The organism is Stenotrophomonas sp. AN71, assembly GCF_050435725.1.
Lineage (GTDB): Bacteria > Pseudomonadota > Gammaproteobacteria > Xanthomonadales > Xanthomonadaceae > Stenotrophomonas.
This window is the reverse complement of the sequence record NZ_JBNDKU010000003.1, coordinates 264463-281270: the sequence shown is the minus strand read 5'-3', so window position 1 is coordinate 281270 and position 16808 is coordinate 264463. Positions and strand designations below refer to the sequence as shown.

The 16808-nt window shown below is 66.8% G+C and carries 13 protein-coding genes; 3 read left to right on the top strand and 10 right to left on the bottom strand.

The window, feature by feature from the left end; all coding sequences use genetic code 11:
• Positions 1-52: 52 nt before the first annotated feature.
• Together ABH900_RS07215 and ABH900_RS07210 are read right to left on the bottom strand one after the other, a co-directional pair.
• Positions 53-484, bottom strand: a complete 432-nt coding sequence (locus tag ABH900_RS07215) for a DUF2946 family protein (protein ID WP_429622204.1) — start codon at positions 482-484, stop codon at positions 53-55.
• Positions 485-1098: 614 nt separating this feature from the next.
• Positions 1099-2082 carry a LysR family transcriptional regulator gene (locus ABH900_RS07210; RefSeq protein WP_429622203.1) on the bottom strand — a complete coding sequence of 328 codons (984 nt, stop codon included), beginning with the start codon at positions 2080-2082 and terminating at the stop codon, positions 1099-1101.
• 208 nt (positions 2083-2290) lie between these two features.
• On the opposite strand from ABH900_RS07210, the gene cysK reads away from it, so the two are divergent.
• Positions 2291-3250, top strand: coding sequence for a cysteine synthase A (gene cysK / locus ABH900_RS07205; protein ID WP_429622202.1), 960 nt, complete (start codon positions 2291-2293; stop codon positions 3248-3250).
• 169 nt (positions 3251-3419) lie between these two features.
• Entirely contained in the window at positions 3420-4019 is a 600-nt protein-coding gene (locus ABH900_RS07200; RefSeq protein ID WP_429622201.1) for an O-acetyl-ADP-ribose deacetylase, read from the top strand.
• 92 nt (positions 4020-4111) lie between these two features.
• Here ABH900_RS07200 and ABH900_RS07195 read toward each other — a convergent pair whose 3' ends face one another.
• The 8 genes from ABH900_RS07195 to gap form a co-directional block, all read right to left on the bottom strand.
• A complete protein-coding gene (locus ABH900_RS07195) occupies positions 4112-5194 on the bottom strand; it encodes an ABC transporter substrate-binding protein (RefSeq protein WP_429622200.1) in 1083 nt (360 codons plus the stop codon).
• A 129-nt stretch (positions 5195-5323) separates the two neighbouring features.
• Positions 5324-6328 carry a class I fructose-bisphosphate aldolase gene (locus ABH900_RS07190; protein WP_429622199.1) on the bottom strand — a complete coding sequence of 335 codons (1005 nt, stop codon included), beginning with the start codon at positions 6326-6328 and terminating at the stop codon, positions 5324-5326.
• 194 nt (positions 6329-6522) lie between these two features.
• Entirely contained in the window at positions 6523-7989 is a 1467-nt protein-coding gene (gene pyk, locus ABH900_RS07185) for a pyruvate kinase (protein WP_429622198.1), read from the bottom strand.
• A gap of 216 nt (positions 7990-8205) precedes the next feature.
• A complete protein-coding gene (locus ABH900_RS07180) occupies positions 8206-8859 on the bottom strand; it encodes an HAD hydrolase-like protein (RefSeq protein ID WP_429622197.1) in 654 nt (217 codons plus the stop codon).
• The gene (locus ABH900_RS07175) at positions 8856-10031 is read right to left on the bottom strand and encodes a phosphoglycerate kinase (RefSeq protein ID WP_429622196.1); all 1176 of its coding nucleotides are present in this window, start codon (positions 10029-10031) and stop codon (positions 8856-8858) included. The genes ABH900_RS07180 and ABH900_RS07175 overlap by 4 nt, the downstream gene beginning before the upstream one ends.
• Positions 10032-10686: 655 nt before the next feature.
• Entirely contained in the window at positions 10687-12063 is a 1377-nt protein-coding gene (locus ABH900_RS07170) for a DUF3999 domain-containing protein (RefSeq protein ID WP_429622195.1), read from the bottom strand.
• Positions 12060-14744, bottom strand: a complete 2685-nt coding sequence (locus ABH900_RS07165) for a DUF2339 domain-containing protein (protein WP_429622194.1) — start codon at positions 14742-14744, stop codon at positions 12060-12062. Before ABH900_RS07165 ends, ABH900_RS07170 begins: the two co-directional genes overlap by 4 nt.
• A 125-nt stretch (positions 14745-14869) precedes the next feature.
• The gene (gene gap / locus ABH900_RS07160; protein WP_005414333.1) at positions 14870-15874 is read right to left on the bottom strand and encodes a type I glyceraldehyde-3-phosphate dehydrogenase; all 1005 of its coding nucleotides are present in this window, start codon (positions 15872-15874) and stop codon (positions 14870-14872) included.
• Between the two features lie 193 nt (positions 15875-16067).
• Here gap and ABH900_RS07155 point away from each other — a divergent pair, with 193 nt between their 5' ends.
• Positions 16068-16697 carry an OmpW/AlkL family protein gene (locus tag ABH900_RS07155; RefSeq protein ID WP_110713419.1) on the top strand — a complete coding sequence of 210 codons (630 nt, stop codon included), beginning with the start codon at positions 16068-16070 and terminating at the stop codon, positions 16695-16697.
• The last annotated feature ends 111 nt before the right edge of the window (positions 16698-16808 follow it).

The following is a 16808-nucleotide window of genomic DNA, read 5'->3' as shown; positions in this document are numbered from 1 at the left end:
GCACGCGCGCACGGCGCCCGGTCAGGCGTCGTGCGGCAGATTCATGGGGACATCAATGGGCGATGGAGAAACGCGGCGGCCCGCGCGCGGCATGGGCCGGCCAGCGCAGCGCGGGCAGCGCCTGCTGCGACCAGGGAAACACCAGGCGTGGCCGCCACAGCAGCGGCAGCAGCAGCACCAGCACGGCCAGCCACGGCAGCAGGCGCATGGCCAGCACACAGTATTCGCAGGCTTCGCCATGCATGGCGTGGGGGTCGGCCGGACGGTTGGGTGCTGCTGGCGCAGCACCGTGCGGATCGTGCCCGGCCATGACCCTGTCATGCATGTCATGGCCCATGGCGGTGTGGTCCATGCCCATCATCGCCGCATGGTCCATCGGCGATGCCTGCAGCGCGCGGCTGACCAGCGGCGCAAACACCATCAACAGCGTCGCCAGGACGGCGAGCTGGAGCAGGAAATGCTGCGGGCGGGACAGACGGTTCACCGCGCTAGTGTAGAGCCGGGTCCCGGGATGCCCGTGCGACGAACCGTCGCAGGAGGGGGTGTCGGCAGGGCTTGCAGCCCCGCACCTGCTACGAGCTGGATCAACAGCAACAGCAGATTTCCTGGGGGATGGCGGGATGGGTCCGGTTGCGGGGGACGCCGTAAATCCGTCCATGGAGGCTCGGTCGCGCCATCCATGGCGCTCACGCCCCCGCAACCGGACCCACCCCGCCTTCGACAGATTCCTGCGGTCTGTTGGAACGGCTTTTGGGGTCAGATCCGTTTTCCGCAGGAAAACGGATCTGACCCCGGATGTATTTCGATATCTGACAACGTTCATCCACGCATGGCGTGGATCTACCGTGTCGACCAAGGTCGACACCTACCAACAGCCATCGGAATCTGTCAGAGGTGGGGCGGTGTTGGAATGCGGGGTGTCAGCCGCATGGATGCGGCTGCCAAGCCCCCATGGACGGGTTTACGGCGTCCCCGCACTCCGACACCGCCCCACCAACCCACGGAATGCCGCTGTTGCTGTTGCTGTTGCTGTTGAGGTTGCCGGCCAGCGGCCGGCACTACCGCGGGTGCAGGGCTGCAAGCCCTGCCCGACCAACCTCACACCGTGATGGTCTGGGTCAATGATTCCCAGGTCGGCGGCAACGGCCACGCGGCCGCCTGGTTGCCATCCAGCACCCGCCGCAGGTCGCGCGGATCGATCTGCGGGGCCAGCACATGCACCAGCTCCAGCGCGTAATCGCGCAGCACACGGTCGCGCGGCAGCACCGCCCAGGCGATGCACTCGGCAATCGGCTCCGGCGCCGGCCAGGCCTTCAGGTCTTCATCGTTGGAACTGATCGCCATCTCCGCCAACAGGCCCACGCCCAGGCCAGTACGCACATAGGTCTTGATCAGATCCGCATCCAGCGCGGTCAGTGCCAGGTCCGGCACCAGGCCGTTGGCGGCGAACGCGCGCTGCAACGAGGAATTCGGGCGGGTCGAGGACTCGTAGCTGATCAGCGGCTGACGGGCCAGCGCCGCCAGGTCCGGCGCGCGACCGGCCCGGTCCAGCGGATGCCCCTTGGGCACCACCACCAGGCGCCGCCAGCGGAACAGCGGCACCGCGACGCCGTCGGTGGGCTCGCCACCTGCGGTACTGATGATGGCGATATCGGCATCGCCCTGGTTCAAGCGATCCAGCGCGTCGGCTTCACCGGCCTGCTGCAGATGCACGCTGACCTGCGGGTAAGCCTGCTTGATCGCCGCCACCGCCGGCGGCAGTACGAAGCGCGCCTGGGTGTGAGTGGTGGTCAGGATCAACTGACCCTGGCTCTCGCGGCGCTGGTTGGCCGCGTAGGTGCGGATGTTGTTGGCCTCGGCCAGCACCGCGCGGGCGCGGGCGATGACCTCGGTGCCAGCCGGGGTGACCGACTCCAGGCTGCGCCCCTTGCGCACGAACAACAGGAAGCCGAGCTCGTCCTCCAGCTGCTTGAGCTGCTTGGACAGGCCGGGCTGGGTCGCGTGCACGCGCGAAGCGGCCAGCGTGATGTTCAGCTCGGCATCGGCGATGGCAACCAGGTAGCGCAGCTGGGTCAGCGTCATGGGCGGGCAGGCAGCGGGGGGCGGAGGTCCACTCTAGGGTCAATTGCCGTCACCAGCTTATAACCAAAGGTTGTTTAAGAAAGGTATCTGGTCATTTCCGGGCGTCATATGCCGGCGCTACGGTCAGCCGGCAGCCGCTGGCCTGAACCGCCAGCCCTCCCCCCTTCGCCCGCCGCAGCCCGGCGCGGCCCGTTTCCGGAGCGCTTCCATGGCCCTGTACGACTCCATCCTCGATACCGTCGGCAACACCCCCATCGTCAAGCTGCAGCGCCTGGCACCGCCGCAGGTCAGCGTCTACGCCAAGGTCGAGTCATTCAATCCGGGCGGCTCGGTGAAGGACCGCCTGGCGCTGGCGATCATCCTCGACGCCGAAGCACGCGGCCTGCTCAAGCCGGGCGACACCATCGTGGAGGCCACCTCGGGCAATACCGGCGTGGCGCTGGCGATGGTCGCCGCCGCACGCGGTTACAAGTTCGTGGCCACCATGGTCGAGACCTTCTCGGTGGAACGCCGCAAGCTGATGCGCGCCTACGGTGCCAAGGTGATCCTGACCCCGGCCGCCGAACGTGGCAGCGGCATGGTGCGCAAAGCGCGCGAGCTGGCCGAACAGCACGGCTGGTTCCTGGCCAGCCAGTTCGCCAATCCGGCCAACCCGGCCTACCACCGCAACACCACCGCCGCAGAAATCCTGCGCGACTTCGCCGGCAAGCGGCTGGATTACTTTGTCAGTGGCTGGGGCACCGGCGGCACGCTTACCGGTGTGGGTGAAGTGCTGAAGGTCGCGCGCCCGCAGACCCGCATCATCGCCCCCGAGCCGGCCGGTGCCGCACTGCTCAAGGGCGATGACTGGAAGCCGCACAAGATCCAGGGCTGGACCCCGGATTTCGTGCCGGACGTGCTCAACCGCGATGTGGTGGACGAGCTGGTATCGGTCGAAGATGATCGAGCGATCGCCACCGCGCGTCGCCTGGCCGCCGAGGAAGGCATCTTCGTCGGCATCTCCGCCGGTGCCACCGTGGCCAGTGCACTGGATGTGGCTGCCCGCGCCGAACCTGGCTCGGTGATCCTGGCGATGCTGCCGGACACCGGTGAACGCTACTTCTCCACACCACTGTTTGCCGATGTGAACGAAGGCTCCGACGACGACTGGCTGGCGGGTCTGCCGTGATGCGATCCGCCGGGCAGGGCCCGGCGCGCGTTCTGCTTCAGCCTGCGTGAAGACCGTCGGATCGCAGCGCGTGAGACGGTCATGACGCAGTATCGATGCCCTGTCCCCTACCGTGGGGACAGCCGGCGCAGATGCTGCGCGGATCACCTCACAGGCAGGAGACGGACGCATGAAGATCGAAGTTTGGCAGGGCGACATCACGACCCTGGCGGTGGATGCGATCGTCAACGCGGCCAATGAAACACTGCTCGGTGGCGGCGGTGTCGACGGTGCGATCCATCGCGCGGCCGGCCCCGCACTGCTGGCCGAGTGCGAGCAGTTGCCGGAGCTGCGCCCGGGCATGCGCTGCCCGACGGGCGAGGTGCGCGCCACGGCGGGATACGCATTGCCCGCGCGACACGTGCTGCATACGGTCGGCCCGGTCTGGCACGACGGCCAGCGCGACGAACCGGCACTGCTGGCCAACTGCTACTGGAAGTCGCTGCAGCTGGCCGAATCGCTCGGCGTGCAGTCGATCGCGTTCCCCGCGATCAGCTGCGGTGTGTACGGCTATCCGCTGTACCAGGCTGCCCAGATCGCGGTGACCGAAACGTTGGCGTGGCAGCGCAGCCACACGCAGCCGATGCGCATCGTACTGGTGGCCTTCAATACTGCCACCGCCAAGGCCTACCAGCAGGCATTGGCCGCCGCCGGCCAGAGCACGGAAAGCGAGCCGCGCAGCACGCTGCTGCCGCCGCTGGGCGATGCGGGCTTCGCCGCCGCGCACTGAGCCTACGGGTTGGAAGGAATAGAAAAGGCCGGGCATTGCCCGGCCTTTTCGGTTGTGCCGTCAATGTCATCCACGCATGGCGTGGATCTACCTCAGGGGCTGACGACTTCCACCGCTGCGTCGCCGGCACTCGCACCATCAACCTGTACACGCACTTCCACCAGCCCGGTGCCATTGCTCAGGCTGGACACGTCAACGGTGTAGTGGCCGGCCGGCAGGGTTTCTTCCAGGCGTGCATTGGTGTCGTTGCCGCCATCGTCATCGGACAGCTCGACGCCGGCGCCGACCACGCGCAGCAGCGTGTCGACCTGGCTGGAAATCGCATCCAGGCGCACCTCGGCCGGACGGTCCAGGGTCAGCAGGAAGCGACGACGGCCATCGTTGTCGAGCATGGTGAACACACTGCCGGACTTCGGCAGGGCCGCACCATCGCGCTCGACCAGACTGCCCGGCAGATCGATACGGGTGGCCGACAGCTTGAACATGCCACTGACACCGTTGCCGAGGCCGCGCGCGCTCAGGGTGTACTTGCCCGGCTTCAGCGACAGCATCAGCCGCGAGTTGATGCCGTCGCCATCATCATTCTCGACGTCCACGCCCTGCCCTTCCAGTTTCAGCACCGGGTCGAAGGCATCCGATTCCAGGCGGACGTCATACAGGCCGGCCTTGTCCACCTGCAGGGTGTACTGCTGCCTGTCGCTGGCCAGCATGTCGACGATCTCGCCACCGCCCACCATCGGCTTGCCATCGTGCGGCACCAGCTTTTCGGCACGCAGCCGATAGGGGCCGTAGTCAGTGGAATCATTGGCATTGATCGCCACCTGGTAGGTGCCGGCACCATTGGCGCGGAACGCCACCGAGACATCCCCCTCGCGCCCATAACCTGCGTTGCTGGAGGCCACCAGGCTGCCATTGCTGAACACGGTGATCGAGCCACTGAGCGATCCCGTCAGCTTCAAGCCGACCAGCTGCTTGTCTTCCAGCGTGATCTGGTAAAGCTGGTGGTGGCTGCCATCGTTGAAGTTGATGCCGCTGCGCGAGGTGATCTCGCCGGACACCGGCTTGTCGAAATCGAGTGACGCGGTCTTGCCCGCATCCGCGCCGCCGCCGATGCGGTTGCAACCGCTGGCGACCAGGACCGTGGCAACGGCCAGAGTAAGTGCTGCCAAACGCATGTTGTTTCTCCTTGGCCTTCCATGTAGTTCCCACGTGCCGGCCGGGCACGCGGGGGCGGGAACGATACCCGCACAAGCAAACGCCGGCGTGATGCCGGCGTTGCCCTGTTCATCCTGCAATGGGACGGATCAACCGTTCCACTTGCCCAGCGCGGCCATGCCGTTTTCCTTGGCGCGCTCGTACACGGTCTTCTGCGCAGCAGCGTAGTTGCCCTTCATGTCCTTGGCCCACAGCTTCAGCGCGGCCTGCTGCATGGCGCGGCCGTAGGAGAAGCTCAGCGGCCACGGCAGGTTGCCCAGCTGGTTCATGGCATCGAGGTGGGCGGTGGACTGCTCATCGCTCTGGCCACCGGACAGGAACACCACGCCCGGCAGAATCGCCGGCACGGTGCTCTTGAGGCACATCACGGTCGATTCGGCCACTTCCTCGACGTCGGCCTGCTCGTCGCAGTCCTTGCCGGAGATGACCATCGAGGCCTTCAGGATGGTGCCTTCCAGCAACACGTTCTGCTGGTACAACGCGTCGAACAGCGAGCGCAGGGTGGCTTCAGTGACTTCGTAGCAGGTCTCGATGTCGTGGTCGCCGTCCATGATCACTTCCGGCTCGACCATCGGCACCAGGCCGCATTCCTGGCACAGCGCCGCGTAACGGGCCAGCGCATGCGCGTTGGACTCGATGCAGGTGCCCGACGGGATGCTCTCGCCGATGTTGATCACCGCACGCCACTTGGCGAAGCGGGCACCCAGCTTGTAGTACTCCTGCAGGCGCTCGCGCAGGCCGTCCAGGCCTTCGGTCACCAGCTCACCCGGGCAGCCGGCCAGCGGGTGCGCACCCTTGTCCACCTTGATGCCCGGAATCATGCCGTGGTCGGCCATGTACTTGGCGAACGGCACGCCGTCCTTGGTCGACTGACGGATGGTTTCGTCGTACAGGATGGCGCCGGAAATGTGCTCGTTGAGCTTCGGCGTGGTCAGCAGCAGCTCGCGGTAGGCACGACGGTTCTCCTCGGTGTTCTCGATACCCACGCCAGCGAAACGCTTGGCGATGGTAGCGGTGGACTCGTCGATCGCGATGATGCCCTTGCCCGGGGCAACCATGGCCTGGGCGGTTTCAGCCAGCTGTTCGATGCTCATGTACTTCCTGTGGCGGGTGCGGGAAAAACGTAAGTATAGCCCCGCGACCCGTTGCCTCGCCGTGGAGGCCAGGTTGGAAACGATTCCAATGTCTGCACCGGACAAGCCATGTCCTGCCGTTGGGGGTCAGAGCCCCTTCGGGGATCTGACCCCGGGGCGGACCCGCGCAGCGGCTCCGCCCCCTCAACCAGGGCTTACAGGTCGCCCAGCCCGCTCGCGCGGCCGTCATCGCCCACTTCCAGCAGGCGCAGGGTATTGGTCGCACCCAGCGTTTCCATGTGCTCGCCGCTGGTGAACACGACGCGGTCACCGGCCTGCAGCAGCTCGGATTCAACCAGCAGTCGGATGCTGCCGCGCGCGGCTTCGCGCGGGGTCAGGCCGCGGCTGTCGAAGTTGATCGGGTAGACATCGCGCATCAGCGCCATCTGCCGGCGCGCACCGTCATGGCGGGTCACCGCGAACACCGGCGCCTTGGCGCGGAAACGCGACAGGTAGCGCGCCGTGCCACCGGATTCGGTCATCGCCACGATCGCGCGCACGCCCACGTGCTGCGACAGGAACATGGTGGCCATGGCGATGGCCTGGTCGGCACGTTCCAGATTGCGCGGCGACGCATTGAAGTCGGTCTCGGTCTGGAACTGGCGCTCGGCGCCCAGGCAGATGCGCGCCATCGCTTCCACGGCCTTGACCGGGTAGGCGCCCGCCGCGGTTTCAGCTGACAGCATCACCGCATCGGTACCGTCGATGACCGAGTTGGCCACGTCCAGCACTTCGGCACGGGTCGGAATCGGGCTTTCCACCATCGACTGCAGCATCTGCGTGGCGGTGATCACCACCTTGTTCTGCGCCAGCGAGGCCTTGATGATCTTCTTCTGCAGGCCCGGCAGTTCGGCATCGCCGATTTCCACGCCGAGGTCACCACGGGCGACCATCACCACATCACTGGCCTCGACGATCTCTTCCAGGTTCTCGATCGCCTCGGTGCGCTCGATCTTGGACACCAGCGCGGCGTAGCAGCCATGCGATTCGGCGATCCGGCGCGCGTCATTCATGTCCTGCGCGTTGCGGCAGAACGACACTGCGATGAAGTCCACGCCGATCTTGGCGACGATGCCGATCAGTTCCTTGTCGCGCTCGGTCAGCGCGCCCAGCGACAGGCCACCGCCCTGCTTGTTCAGGCCCTTGCGGTCGGACAAGGCACCATCGTTGAGCACGGTGTTGATGATGCGCTCACCCTGCACCTCCACCACCTGCAACTGCATGAGGCCGTCGTCCAGCAGCAGCACATCGCCCGGACCGACATCCTGCGGCAGGCCAAGATAGCTCACGCCCACCTGGCTGGCGGTACCCGGGCCGGCGTTCTCACTGGCGATCAGGTCGAAGCGGTCGCCCGCCTTCAGCTGCACCTTGCCTTCGGTGAAGCGCTCGATACGGATCTTCGGGCCCGGCAGATCCGCCAGGATGCCCACTTCCACGCCGACGCGGGCGGCCGCGGCACGCACATCGGCGGCACGCTTGGCCTGGCCGGAGGGATCACCGTGGCTGAAGTTCAGCCGCACCACATTGACGCCGGCGCGGAACAGATCCTCCAGCACGCCCGGCGGATCAGTGGCCGGACCGAGGGTGGCAAGGATCTTGGTGCGACGCTGACGCTCGAACATGGTGGATGGGCCTCTCCCGATAAAGAACGGAAATTAGCACATCCTTCACGCCGCATGTATACGGTTACACCCTTGTGCTGCCTGACTTCGCGGGTCATGGAACGGACATCGTCCGGACATACGCTGGCGCAGGGACCCGGTAGCGCCGGGCGATGCCCGGCGAGCACCTTGGAAAGCCGCCGGGCATGGCCCGACGCTTCCCATCACAAGCACGCCTTACGCCAGCAGCGTTTCCAGCTGCGCCGGCTCACGTGCCAGCTGGCCGGCGCCGGCCTCGATAAGTTCAGCCTCACCGCCAAAACCCCACAGCACACCGACGCTGCGCAGGCCATGGTGGCGTGCGCCTTCGATGTCCATTCGGCGGTCGCCGATCATCCAGCACTGCGCGGGCTGCACCTGCAGGCGGCGCAGCGCCTCACCGACCAGTTCCGGCTTGTGGCTGCGCGAACCATCCAGGGTCGAACCGACGATTTCCTCGAACAACCCGCCGAACGGCAGGTGGGCGAGGATGCGCCGCGCATGCGGCTCGTTCTTGGCCGTGACCACCGCCAAGCGGTGGCCGCGACCATGCAGCGTGCGCAGGGTGTCTTCGATCTGCGGGTACACAGTGTGCTCGCGCCAACCTTCGGCGTCGAAACGCTCGCGGTAATAGCCCACCGCCTGCTCCACCCGCGCCGGTTCAACGAACAACGGCGCGAAGGTGGTACGCAGCGACGGACCGATCCAGCTCAACAGCGTGTCCTGCGGCGGCACCGGATGATCCATCTTCTGCAGCGCGTAGGCGATGCAGGCGGTGATGCCCACCTGCGAGTCGATCAGCGTACCGTCGAGGTCAAAAAACAGGACATCCTTGTGGGGGTCGGCACTCATGCGCCGCGCGCGTCGAGTGCGGCCACCGCCGGCAGGGTCTTGCCTTCCAGGAACTCCAGGAACGCGCCGCCGCCGGTGGAGATGTAGCTGACGTCCTGGGCGATATCGAACTTGTCGACCGCGGCCAGGGTGTCACCGCCACCGGCGATGGAGAAGGCCCTGGAGCTGGCGATGGCGCGGGCCAGTGCTTCGGTGCCCTTGCTGAAGGCTTCGAACTCGAACACACCGACCGGGCCGTTCCAGACCACGGTGCCGGCCTTGCCGATCAGTTGGGCGTACTGCGCGGCGGTCTGCGGGCCGATGTCCAGGATCAGGTCATCTTCGGCGACGGCGTCCACCGCCTTCACTTCCGCGAGGGCGTCAGGCATGAACTGCTTGGCGGTGACCACGTCCACCGGCAGCGGGATATCCGCGCCACGCGCTTTGGCATCGGCGACGATCTTCTTCGCGGTGTCCAGCAGGTCCGGCTCGTACAGCGACTTGCCGACGTTGTAGCCGGCTGCGGCGATGAAAGTGTTGGCGATGCCGCCGCCGACGATCAGCTGGTCGACCTTGCCCACCAGGTTGGCCAGCAGCTCCAGCTTGGTGCTGACCTTGCTGCCGGCGACGATGGCCAGCAGCGGCTTGGCCGGTGCGCCCAGCGCCTGCGCCAGCGCGTCCAGTTCGGCCATCAGCAGCGGGCCACCGGCAGCCACCGGGGCGAAACGGATGACGCCATGGGTGGAGGCCTGGGCACGGTGCGCAGTACCGAAGGCATCCATCACGAACACGTCGCACAGCGCCGCATACTTCTTCGACAGGGCTTCATCATCCTTGCCCTCGCCGACGTTCATGCGGCAGTTTTCCAGCAACACCAGCTGCCCCGGCTGCACGTCGACGCCGTCGACCCAGTCACGCACCAGCGGAACCTCACGGCCGAGCAGTTCGGACAGACGCTGCGCCACCGGCGCCAGCGAGTCGGCTTCGCTCCACACGCCCTCCTTCGGGCGCCCCAGGTGCGAGGTGACCATCACCGCTGCGCCCTGCTCCAGCGCGCGCTTGAGCGTCGGCAGCGAAGCGGTGATGCGCTGTTCGGAGGTGATGCGGCCATTCTCGATCGGCACGTTCAGATCCTGGCGGATCAGCACGCGCTTGCCGGAGAGGTCGAGGTCGGTCATGCGGACGATGGACATGGGCAACTCTTTGGCTCAGGGACGGGACGCCGGGGTACGGCAGACGATCATTGTATCGGGTGCGGCTGGCGGGGTGGCCGATGCCTGCGGCAGGCAGAGGCACACGGCAACGGCAACGGCCAAAGCGCTGGCGCTTCGTGGTGCTGTGGGTGGGCCGGGGTGGTGTGGGCTGGCAGCGGACGCCGTAAACCCCGCTCCGCGGTCCGGCCCGGCCGCTGGCGGCCGTGCGTTCGGGCGCTTGCGAAGCAATGCTTCGCAAGCAAAGCGCCCTCACCCTTGGGGGCTTGGCCGCGGCATCCATGCCGCGGACACCCCTGCCAGCCCACACCGCCCCGGCCTCGACAGATTCATGAGGCGGAGCGGATGGCAAAGGCAAGAGCAGTTTGTGGTATCGGATGGAGAAAGAAGGGGTCGAGCGAAGCGACCCGCTTCCGCTTTTGCTCTTCTTGTTTTTCTTCCGTGGGTGGACGCACACGGAAACTGTCAGAGGCCGGGCGGGGTGGGTTCGCCGGGGTGTCCGCCGCATGGATGCGGCGGCCAAGCCTACAAGGACGTACTTGCGGCGTCCCCCGCGAACCCACCCCGCCCGGCCAAGCATGGCTTTTCGCTTTACACGACCCATCCACCCACGAGGGGCTGCGCCGTTCGCCGGAAACTACGCCGAAGGCGACGGCTTCTGCCGAAGCAGGCTGACCGCCAGACCACCGACCACCAACACACCAAGTCCCAGCAGCGCCCACAACAGCCACGCCTTCCAATCGTGCTGCGGCTTCAGCGCCGCATCACCGGCCAGCGGCTCCGGGCTGCCCTCCAGGCGTGCCAGCGTCGGCTGCCACGACGGATCGTTGCGCTGGCGCAGCTCCTCGATCAACACACCGATCGGTGCCTCTGCCCGGCGCGCGGTCGAGCTGCCCACGGCCAGCGCATAGGGCGCCGCACCCTGGCTCAGGAACACCAGCACTTCCGGCTGATAGCCCAGGCGCAGGGTCGGTGCGGTCGCCGTCTCGGCCGGGCTGGCCACCAGCTTCCAGTAACGGTCGCGGTGCACGCCCCCCAGCGGCTGCGCCGCCGACTGCTGGCGCTGGCCCTCGGCGCCCTGTTGCACCTGGTAGGCGATCCACGGTGCACTGCGTCGCTGCCATTCCGCGCTCTCGTCATCGCGGCTGAACAACGTCCATTGCACCAGGCTGTTGTCGGTGCTGGCCACGTCGGCGCGTGACACCGGGAAGCGGCCGTCCATCTTGAAGGTGTATTCGCCCTTGCCCTGCGAGGCTGGCTCCAGCGACAGCCATTCCCACGGCAGCGTCGCCGGTGCCGGCGGCAACTCTGCCAGCACACCGCGCAGCGTCGGAAGGCGTGCATCGCCCTGGGCCAGCACGCGCAGGTAGCGCGCACTACCCTCCACCTGCAGGCGACGTTGCAACAGGCGCTTGCCGGCCCGCTGCAGATCCACCAGGGGGATGTCGTTGGCGATCGAACGCCAGTGCTGCAGATCGTCGCTGGCATCCAGCTGCACCTGCGCCTGCAGCGGCTGGTCGCTGTCGGCCCAGTCCAGCACCAGCGCCGCCAGCGGCTGCTGGCCCAGCACGCTGGCATCGATCAGCCAGCCGCCCTGCGCGTTCGCGGGCGCGCTACCGCTCACGCGCGCCTCGACGCGCCGCACGCGGCCATCGGTATCGCGCTCGGTCAGCAACTGCAGATCGTTGCGCTGCGCCTCGGCCAACGGCGGCAGCGCGAACCACGGCAATTCACGCTGCACCGGCGGCTGCGCCAGTGGCTGATCCGGGGCCAGCAGCGCCGAAGGCAACGATTGCCCCGCTGCATTGAACACCTGCAGATCGCCCAGGTCGGCAGCACCAGCGCGGCGGTAGATCGCCGGCTCCAGCACGATGCGGTAGGCGCCGGACTGCGCACTGGACAGCGTCAGCGGCCACTGTTCGGCGTACTGCGTTCGATAATCGGCGGCCTGTGCCGCGAAGGCGGCCACCAGGCCGAACAGCGCCGGCAGCACCACCCTGCTCCACGTCTTCATTGTTTTTCCTCCACGGCCGGCGCCGCGCTCGGCGGTGCCGGTGCCAGATACCCCACGACCGTGCACAGCAGGCCGTAGGCGATGAACGATGCGATACCCAGCAGGTTGCCCAGATGCTGACGATCGACAATGACCAGCTTGGCCAGCACCACGCCCATCAGCACGGCACCCACCATCCACAACACACGCTGGCCGCGGCGCGAGCCCCACACCCAGGCAATCACGCCGAGCACGCTCCACAGCACGGTCAGGCTGGTCTGCGCCAGGCTGAAGCGCATCATCGACGCGTTCCACGACAGGCCGCCCCACTGATGCACGCCATGCAGCACCACGCTGGTCAGCGCGACGAACGTTGCCAGTGACAGCACCGGCATGCGGATGTTCAGCAGTGCCTGCGGCGCTTGATCGCTGTACAGCCAGCGCGCCAGCAGCAGCAGGCTCAGCCACTGCCCGATCTCGGCCGGGTTCAGCACCGGCAACCACACCAAGGGCGCCGCATCGCCCGGCAGCAACTGGCCGCACAGCCAACCGATCGACAGCAGGCCGAACAGCACGCACTGCAGCGGCTGGCGCACGCTGTCGAACGCTTCACCCAGCGGCCAGCGCAGCACGTTCCAGCGCCACAGCGACAGCACCGCCATCAGCAACCATGGCAGGGTGACCAGCAGCGTGGTCCAGCCCTGCGCAAGGTTGGCCTGGCCGCCGCCCCACAGCGCCAGCAGCGAAAGCAGCGACGGCCACAGCAGCCACCACAGGAACTGGGCGATGCGCGCAACGGTGTCACCGCCCTGGCGCAGGCACAGCAGGGTACGTACACCCAGCACCGCGAACAGCGCCCAGGCCAGCGCACCATGGCCGGCAAACGGCTGCTGGTGCGCATCGCTCTGCAACAGCGCCAGCGGGAAGCCCAGCGCCAGCATCGCCAGCGCGGTCACGCCCAGCGCGCGCGCCGGTTGACGACGCTGCGCCTCGGCGGCCAGCCACGCGGTCGCCGCCGCCAGCACCAGCAGTGCATCCACTTCGGTGCGGTACGGGAAGAAGCGGGTGATCTCATGCACCAGGCCACCCAGCCACCACAACAGACCCCACAGGTAGTAGACCAGTGCGATCTCATGCCGTGGCCTGCGCTGGTAACTCCACGCCGCGGCGAAGCCGGCCAGCGCCAGCAACAGCGCGCCGATCGCGGTCGGGTTGAGCAGGAAACGCAGGTCCTCGTGCCAGTGATCGCCGCCGGCCACGAACGCGAACGCGGCTCCGAGCTGCAACAGCGCGCCGGAGACCTGCGGCAGCCAGCGCTTCTGGCGCAGGCCCAGCCAGACCAGGCCGGCCCCCTCCAGCGCGAACACCGCGCCGGTGGCACGTGCCGACAGTGCCAATGGCACCGCCAGCGTGGCAAAACCCACCGCCAGCACCGCATGCGATTGCGCCAGCATGGTGTACGACGCGCGTGCGATCAGCGCGCGTGCCAGCACCGCATAGATCGCGGCCAGCCCCAACGCGCACAGTGCCAGCGTCATCGGCTGCTCATGCAACAGGCCGGCCTGCAACGAAAACGCGACCAGCGGCGTGCCGAACACCAGGCTGCCATCAATCAGGTCACGTTTTCCAGCCGGTTGGCGGCGCGCGTACAGCAGCGGAATCAACAGGTAGAACGCGAAGAACAGCAACAGGAACGGTTCGGTGCTGCTGAACTTGTCCGGCGCGTACTGCAACACGCCCCAGAACGTGCCGATGCCAAAGGTGAAGGCAAAGCCAAGCAGGTTCAGCACGCGCCACGGACGGAACCAGGCGATGGCGAAGATGCCGGCATTGAGCACGGCGTAATAGCTGAACAACCCCACATGATTGCCACTGCCGGTGGACAGCCACAGCGGCGCCATGAAACCGGCCAGGATGCCCAGCACCGCCAGCGTGCGCGAGTTCTGCACCACTGCCAGCACGCACAGCCCGGCCACCAGCGCGATCGAGCTGACGAAGGCAAAACCCGGGGTAACCAGATCGAAGCGCTTGAAGGCAGCGAAGATGGTCAGCAGCAGCACACCGATGGCACCGCCCTGCAGCGCCAGCGCGAACAGGCGCCGGCGCTCGCGCTGATGCCAGCCGAACGCCAGCAGACCCAGCGCACCCACGGTGACGCCGGCCAGCCGCAGTTCGATCGGCAGTACCAGCCAGCCCTGGTCGCTGACGTACTTCAGCAGCGCAGCAACACCGGCCAGCAACACCAGCATGCCGATCTTGACCGGCACGTTGCCTTCGGTGAACCAGCGCTTGACCGCGCCGATGCCGCGCTCGATGACATTCGGCAGCGCCGGCTCGGAGGGCAAGGGGGGTTCCAGTGCCGAAGGTGGCACCGGCGGCGGTGCGACCGGAGGCGCAGCGCGCGGTTCGGCAGGCGCCTGCTCACGCGGCGGCACAGGTGTTGGCTGCGCTGGGGGCGAGGCAGCTGCTGCAATCGGACGCAGGAACGGGGGATCCGCGCCGGCCAGAGGCGCAGCCACAGACCCCGAGGCGGCCGTCTCGGGCATGGCGGCCGCCGGTCGTGCTGTTGGCGACAACGGCACCTGGGCGCTTTCCAGCGCAGCAACCCGGCGGCGCAGGCCGGCAATCATCACCAGTGCCACCACCAGCAGCAGCGGGATGGCCAGCAGGACCAGTACGACCAGGGCTATCAATGCTTCCATTGCGTGCTTCCATTGCGATCCCGCGCCCCAGCGGCAGCGGTCGACCGGCCCATGCTACGACAGCCCGGCCCCCATAAACGACGAACCCCGGCCAGGCCGGGGTCCGTACGTGATCCTGCGCCGCCTTACTTGGCGGCGATGACCTTGGCCATTTCCAGGCACTTGTTCGAGTAGCCCCACTCGTTGTCGTACCAGGTCACCAGCTTGACGAAGGTGCCATCCAGGGCGATGCCGGCATCGGCGTCGAACACCGAGGTGCAGGTCTCGCCGCGGAAATCGGTCGCCACGACCTTGTCTTCGGTGTAGCCCAGGATGCCCTTCAGCGGGCCTTCGCTCTGTGCCTTCACTTCAGCGCAGATCTCGGCGTAGGTGGCTTCCTTCTCCAGCTCGACGGTGAGGTCGACCACCGACACGTCCGACGTCGGCACGCGGAAGCTCATGCCGGTCAGCTTCTTGTTCAGTTCCGGAATAACCACGCCGACGGCCTTGGCCGCACCGGTGGACGACGGAATGATGTTCTCCAGGATGCCGCGGCCACCGCGCCAGTCCTTGTTGGACGGGCCATCGACGGTCTTCTGGGTGGCGGTGGCCGCATGCACGGTGGTCATCAGGCCGCGCTTGATGCCCCACTTGTCATTGATGACCTTGGCCAGCGGGGCCAGGCAGTTGGTGGTGCACGAGGCGTTGGAGATGATCGCCTGGCCGGCGTAGGTCTTGTCGTTCACGCCGTACACGAACATCGGCGTGTCGTCCTTCGACGGGGCCGACATGATGACCTTCTTGGCGCCGGCATCGATGTGCTTCTGCGCGGTTTCCTTGGTCAGGAACAGGCCGGTGGCTTCCAGCACCACATCGGCGCCGACTTCGTCCCACTTCAGGTTGGCCGGGTCGCGTTCCTGGGTCAGGCGGATCTTCTTGCCGTTGACCAGCAGGTCGTTGCCCTGCACCGCCACGTCGGCCTTGAAGCGGCCGTGCACAGAGTCGTACTTGAGCATGTAAGCCAGGTAGTCCGGCTCCAGCAGATCGTTGATGGCCACGATTTCGATGTCGTCGCCGAAGTTCAGCACCGCCGAGCGCAGGACGTTACGCCCGATGCGACCGAAACCGTTGATACCAACCTTGATTGCCATGTTCTCAAGCTCCTGCGGCCGCGACAGGTGCGGCGGGATGGATAGGGCCCACAAGTCTAGCAAACCGCCGCTGGCCACCGTGGGCCAGCCGGGGCCCGCAGCGGGCTGGCGGACAGGATTTGATCCGGATCAAAGCGTTAGCGCGGCGTGAGGCCGAGACTGTCGCCATCCACCCAGCAACGAGAACACCCCCATGCGCAAGATGTCCCCCCTGATCGTGGCCAGCCTGGCCGCCGCCCTGTCCCTCGCCGCCGCCCCGGCCATGGCCCAGTCCAAGGGCGACTGGACCCTCTCCGCCGGCATTCACCAGGTGGCGCCGAAGTCGAACAACGGCTGGCTGGCCAACCACACTCTGAAGGTCGACGTCGACAACGACGTCAAGCCGACCATCACCGGTGAGTACTTCATCGCCGACAACCTCGGCATCGAAGTGCTGGCAGCGCTGCCGTTCAAGCATGACATCAACATCAACGGCCTCGGCCGCGTCGGCAGCACCAAGCAGCTGCCGCCGGTGGTGACCGTGCAGTACCACTTCAACAGCAAGGGCAAGGTGTCGCCGTTCATCGGCGCCGGCGTGAACTACACGACCTTCTTCAGCGAAGACACCACCGGTGCGCTGAAGGACAGCCGCCTGAAGCTGCAGGATTCGTGGGGCCTGGCCGCGCATGCCGGCGTGGACTTCGCGATCGGCGAGAAGGGCGCCCTGCGCGTGGACATGCGCTGGATCGACATCGACAGCAAGGTGAAGTTGAACGGTGAGAAGATCGGCACGGTCAACATCGATCCGCTGGTGTACGGCGCCTCCTACGTCTTCAAGTTCTAAGCAGTGCGTTGAACGCGGGGGCCTCGCTCCCGCTTCACCGCTACACGCACCACCCTCGCAGCATGTTGCCCCGGCGTTTGCCGGGGCTTTTTTTGGGATGTAAAGGTTCAT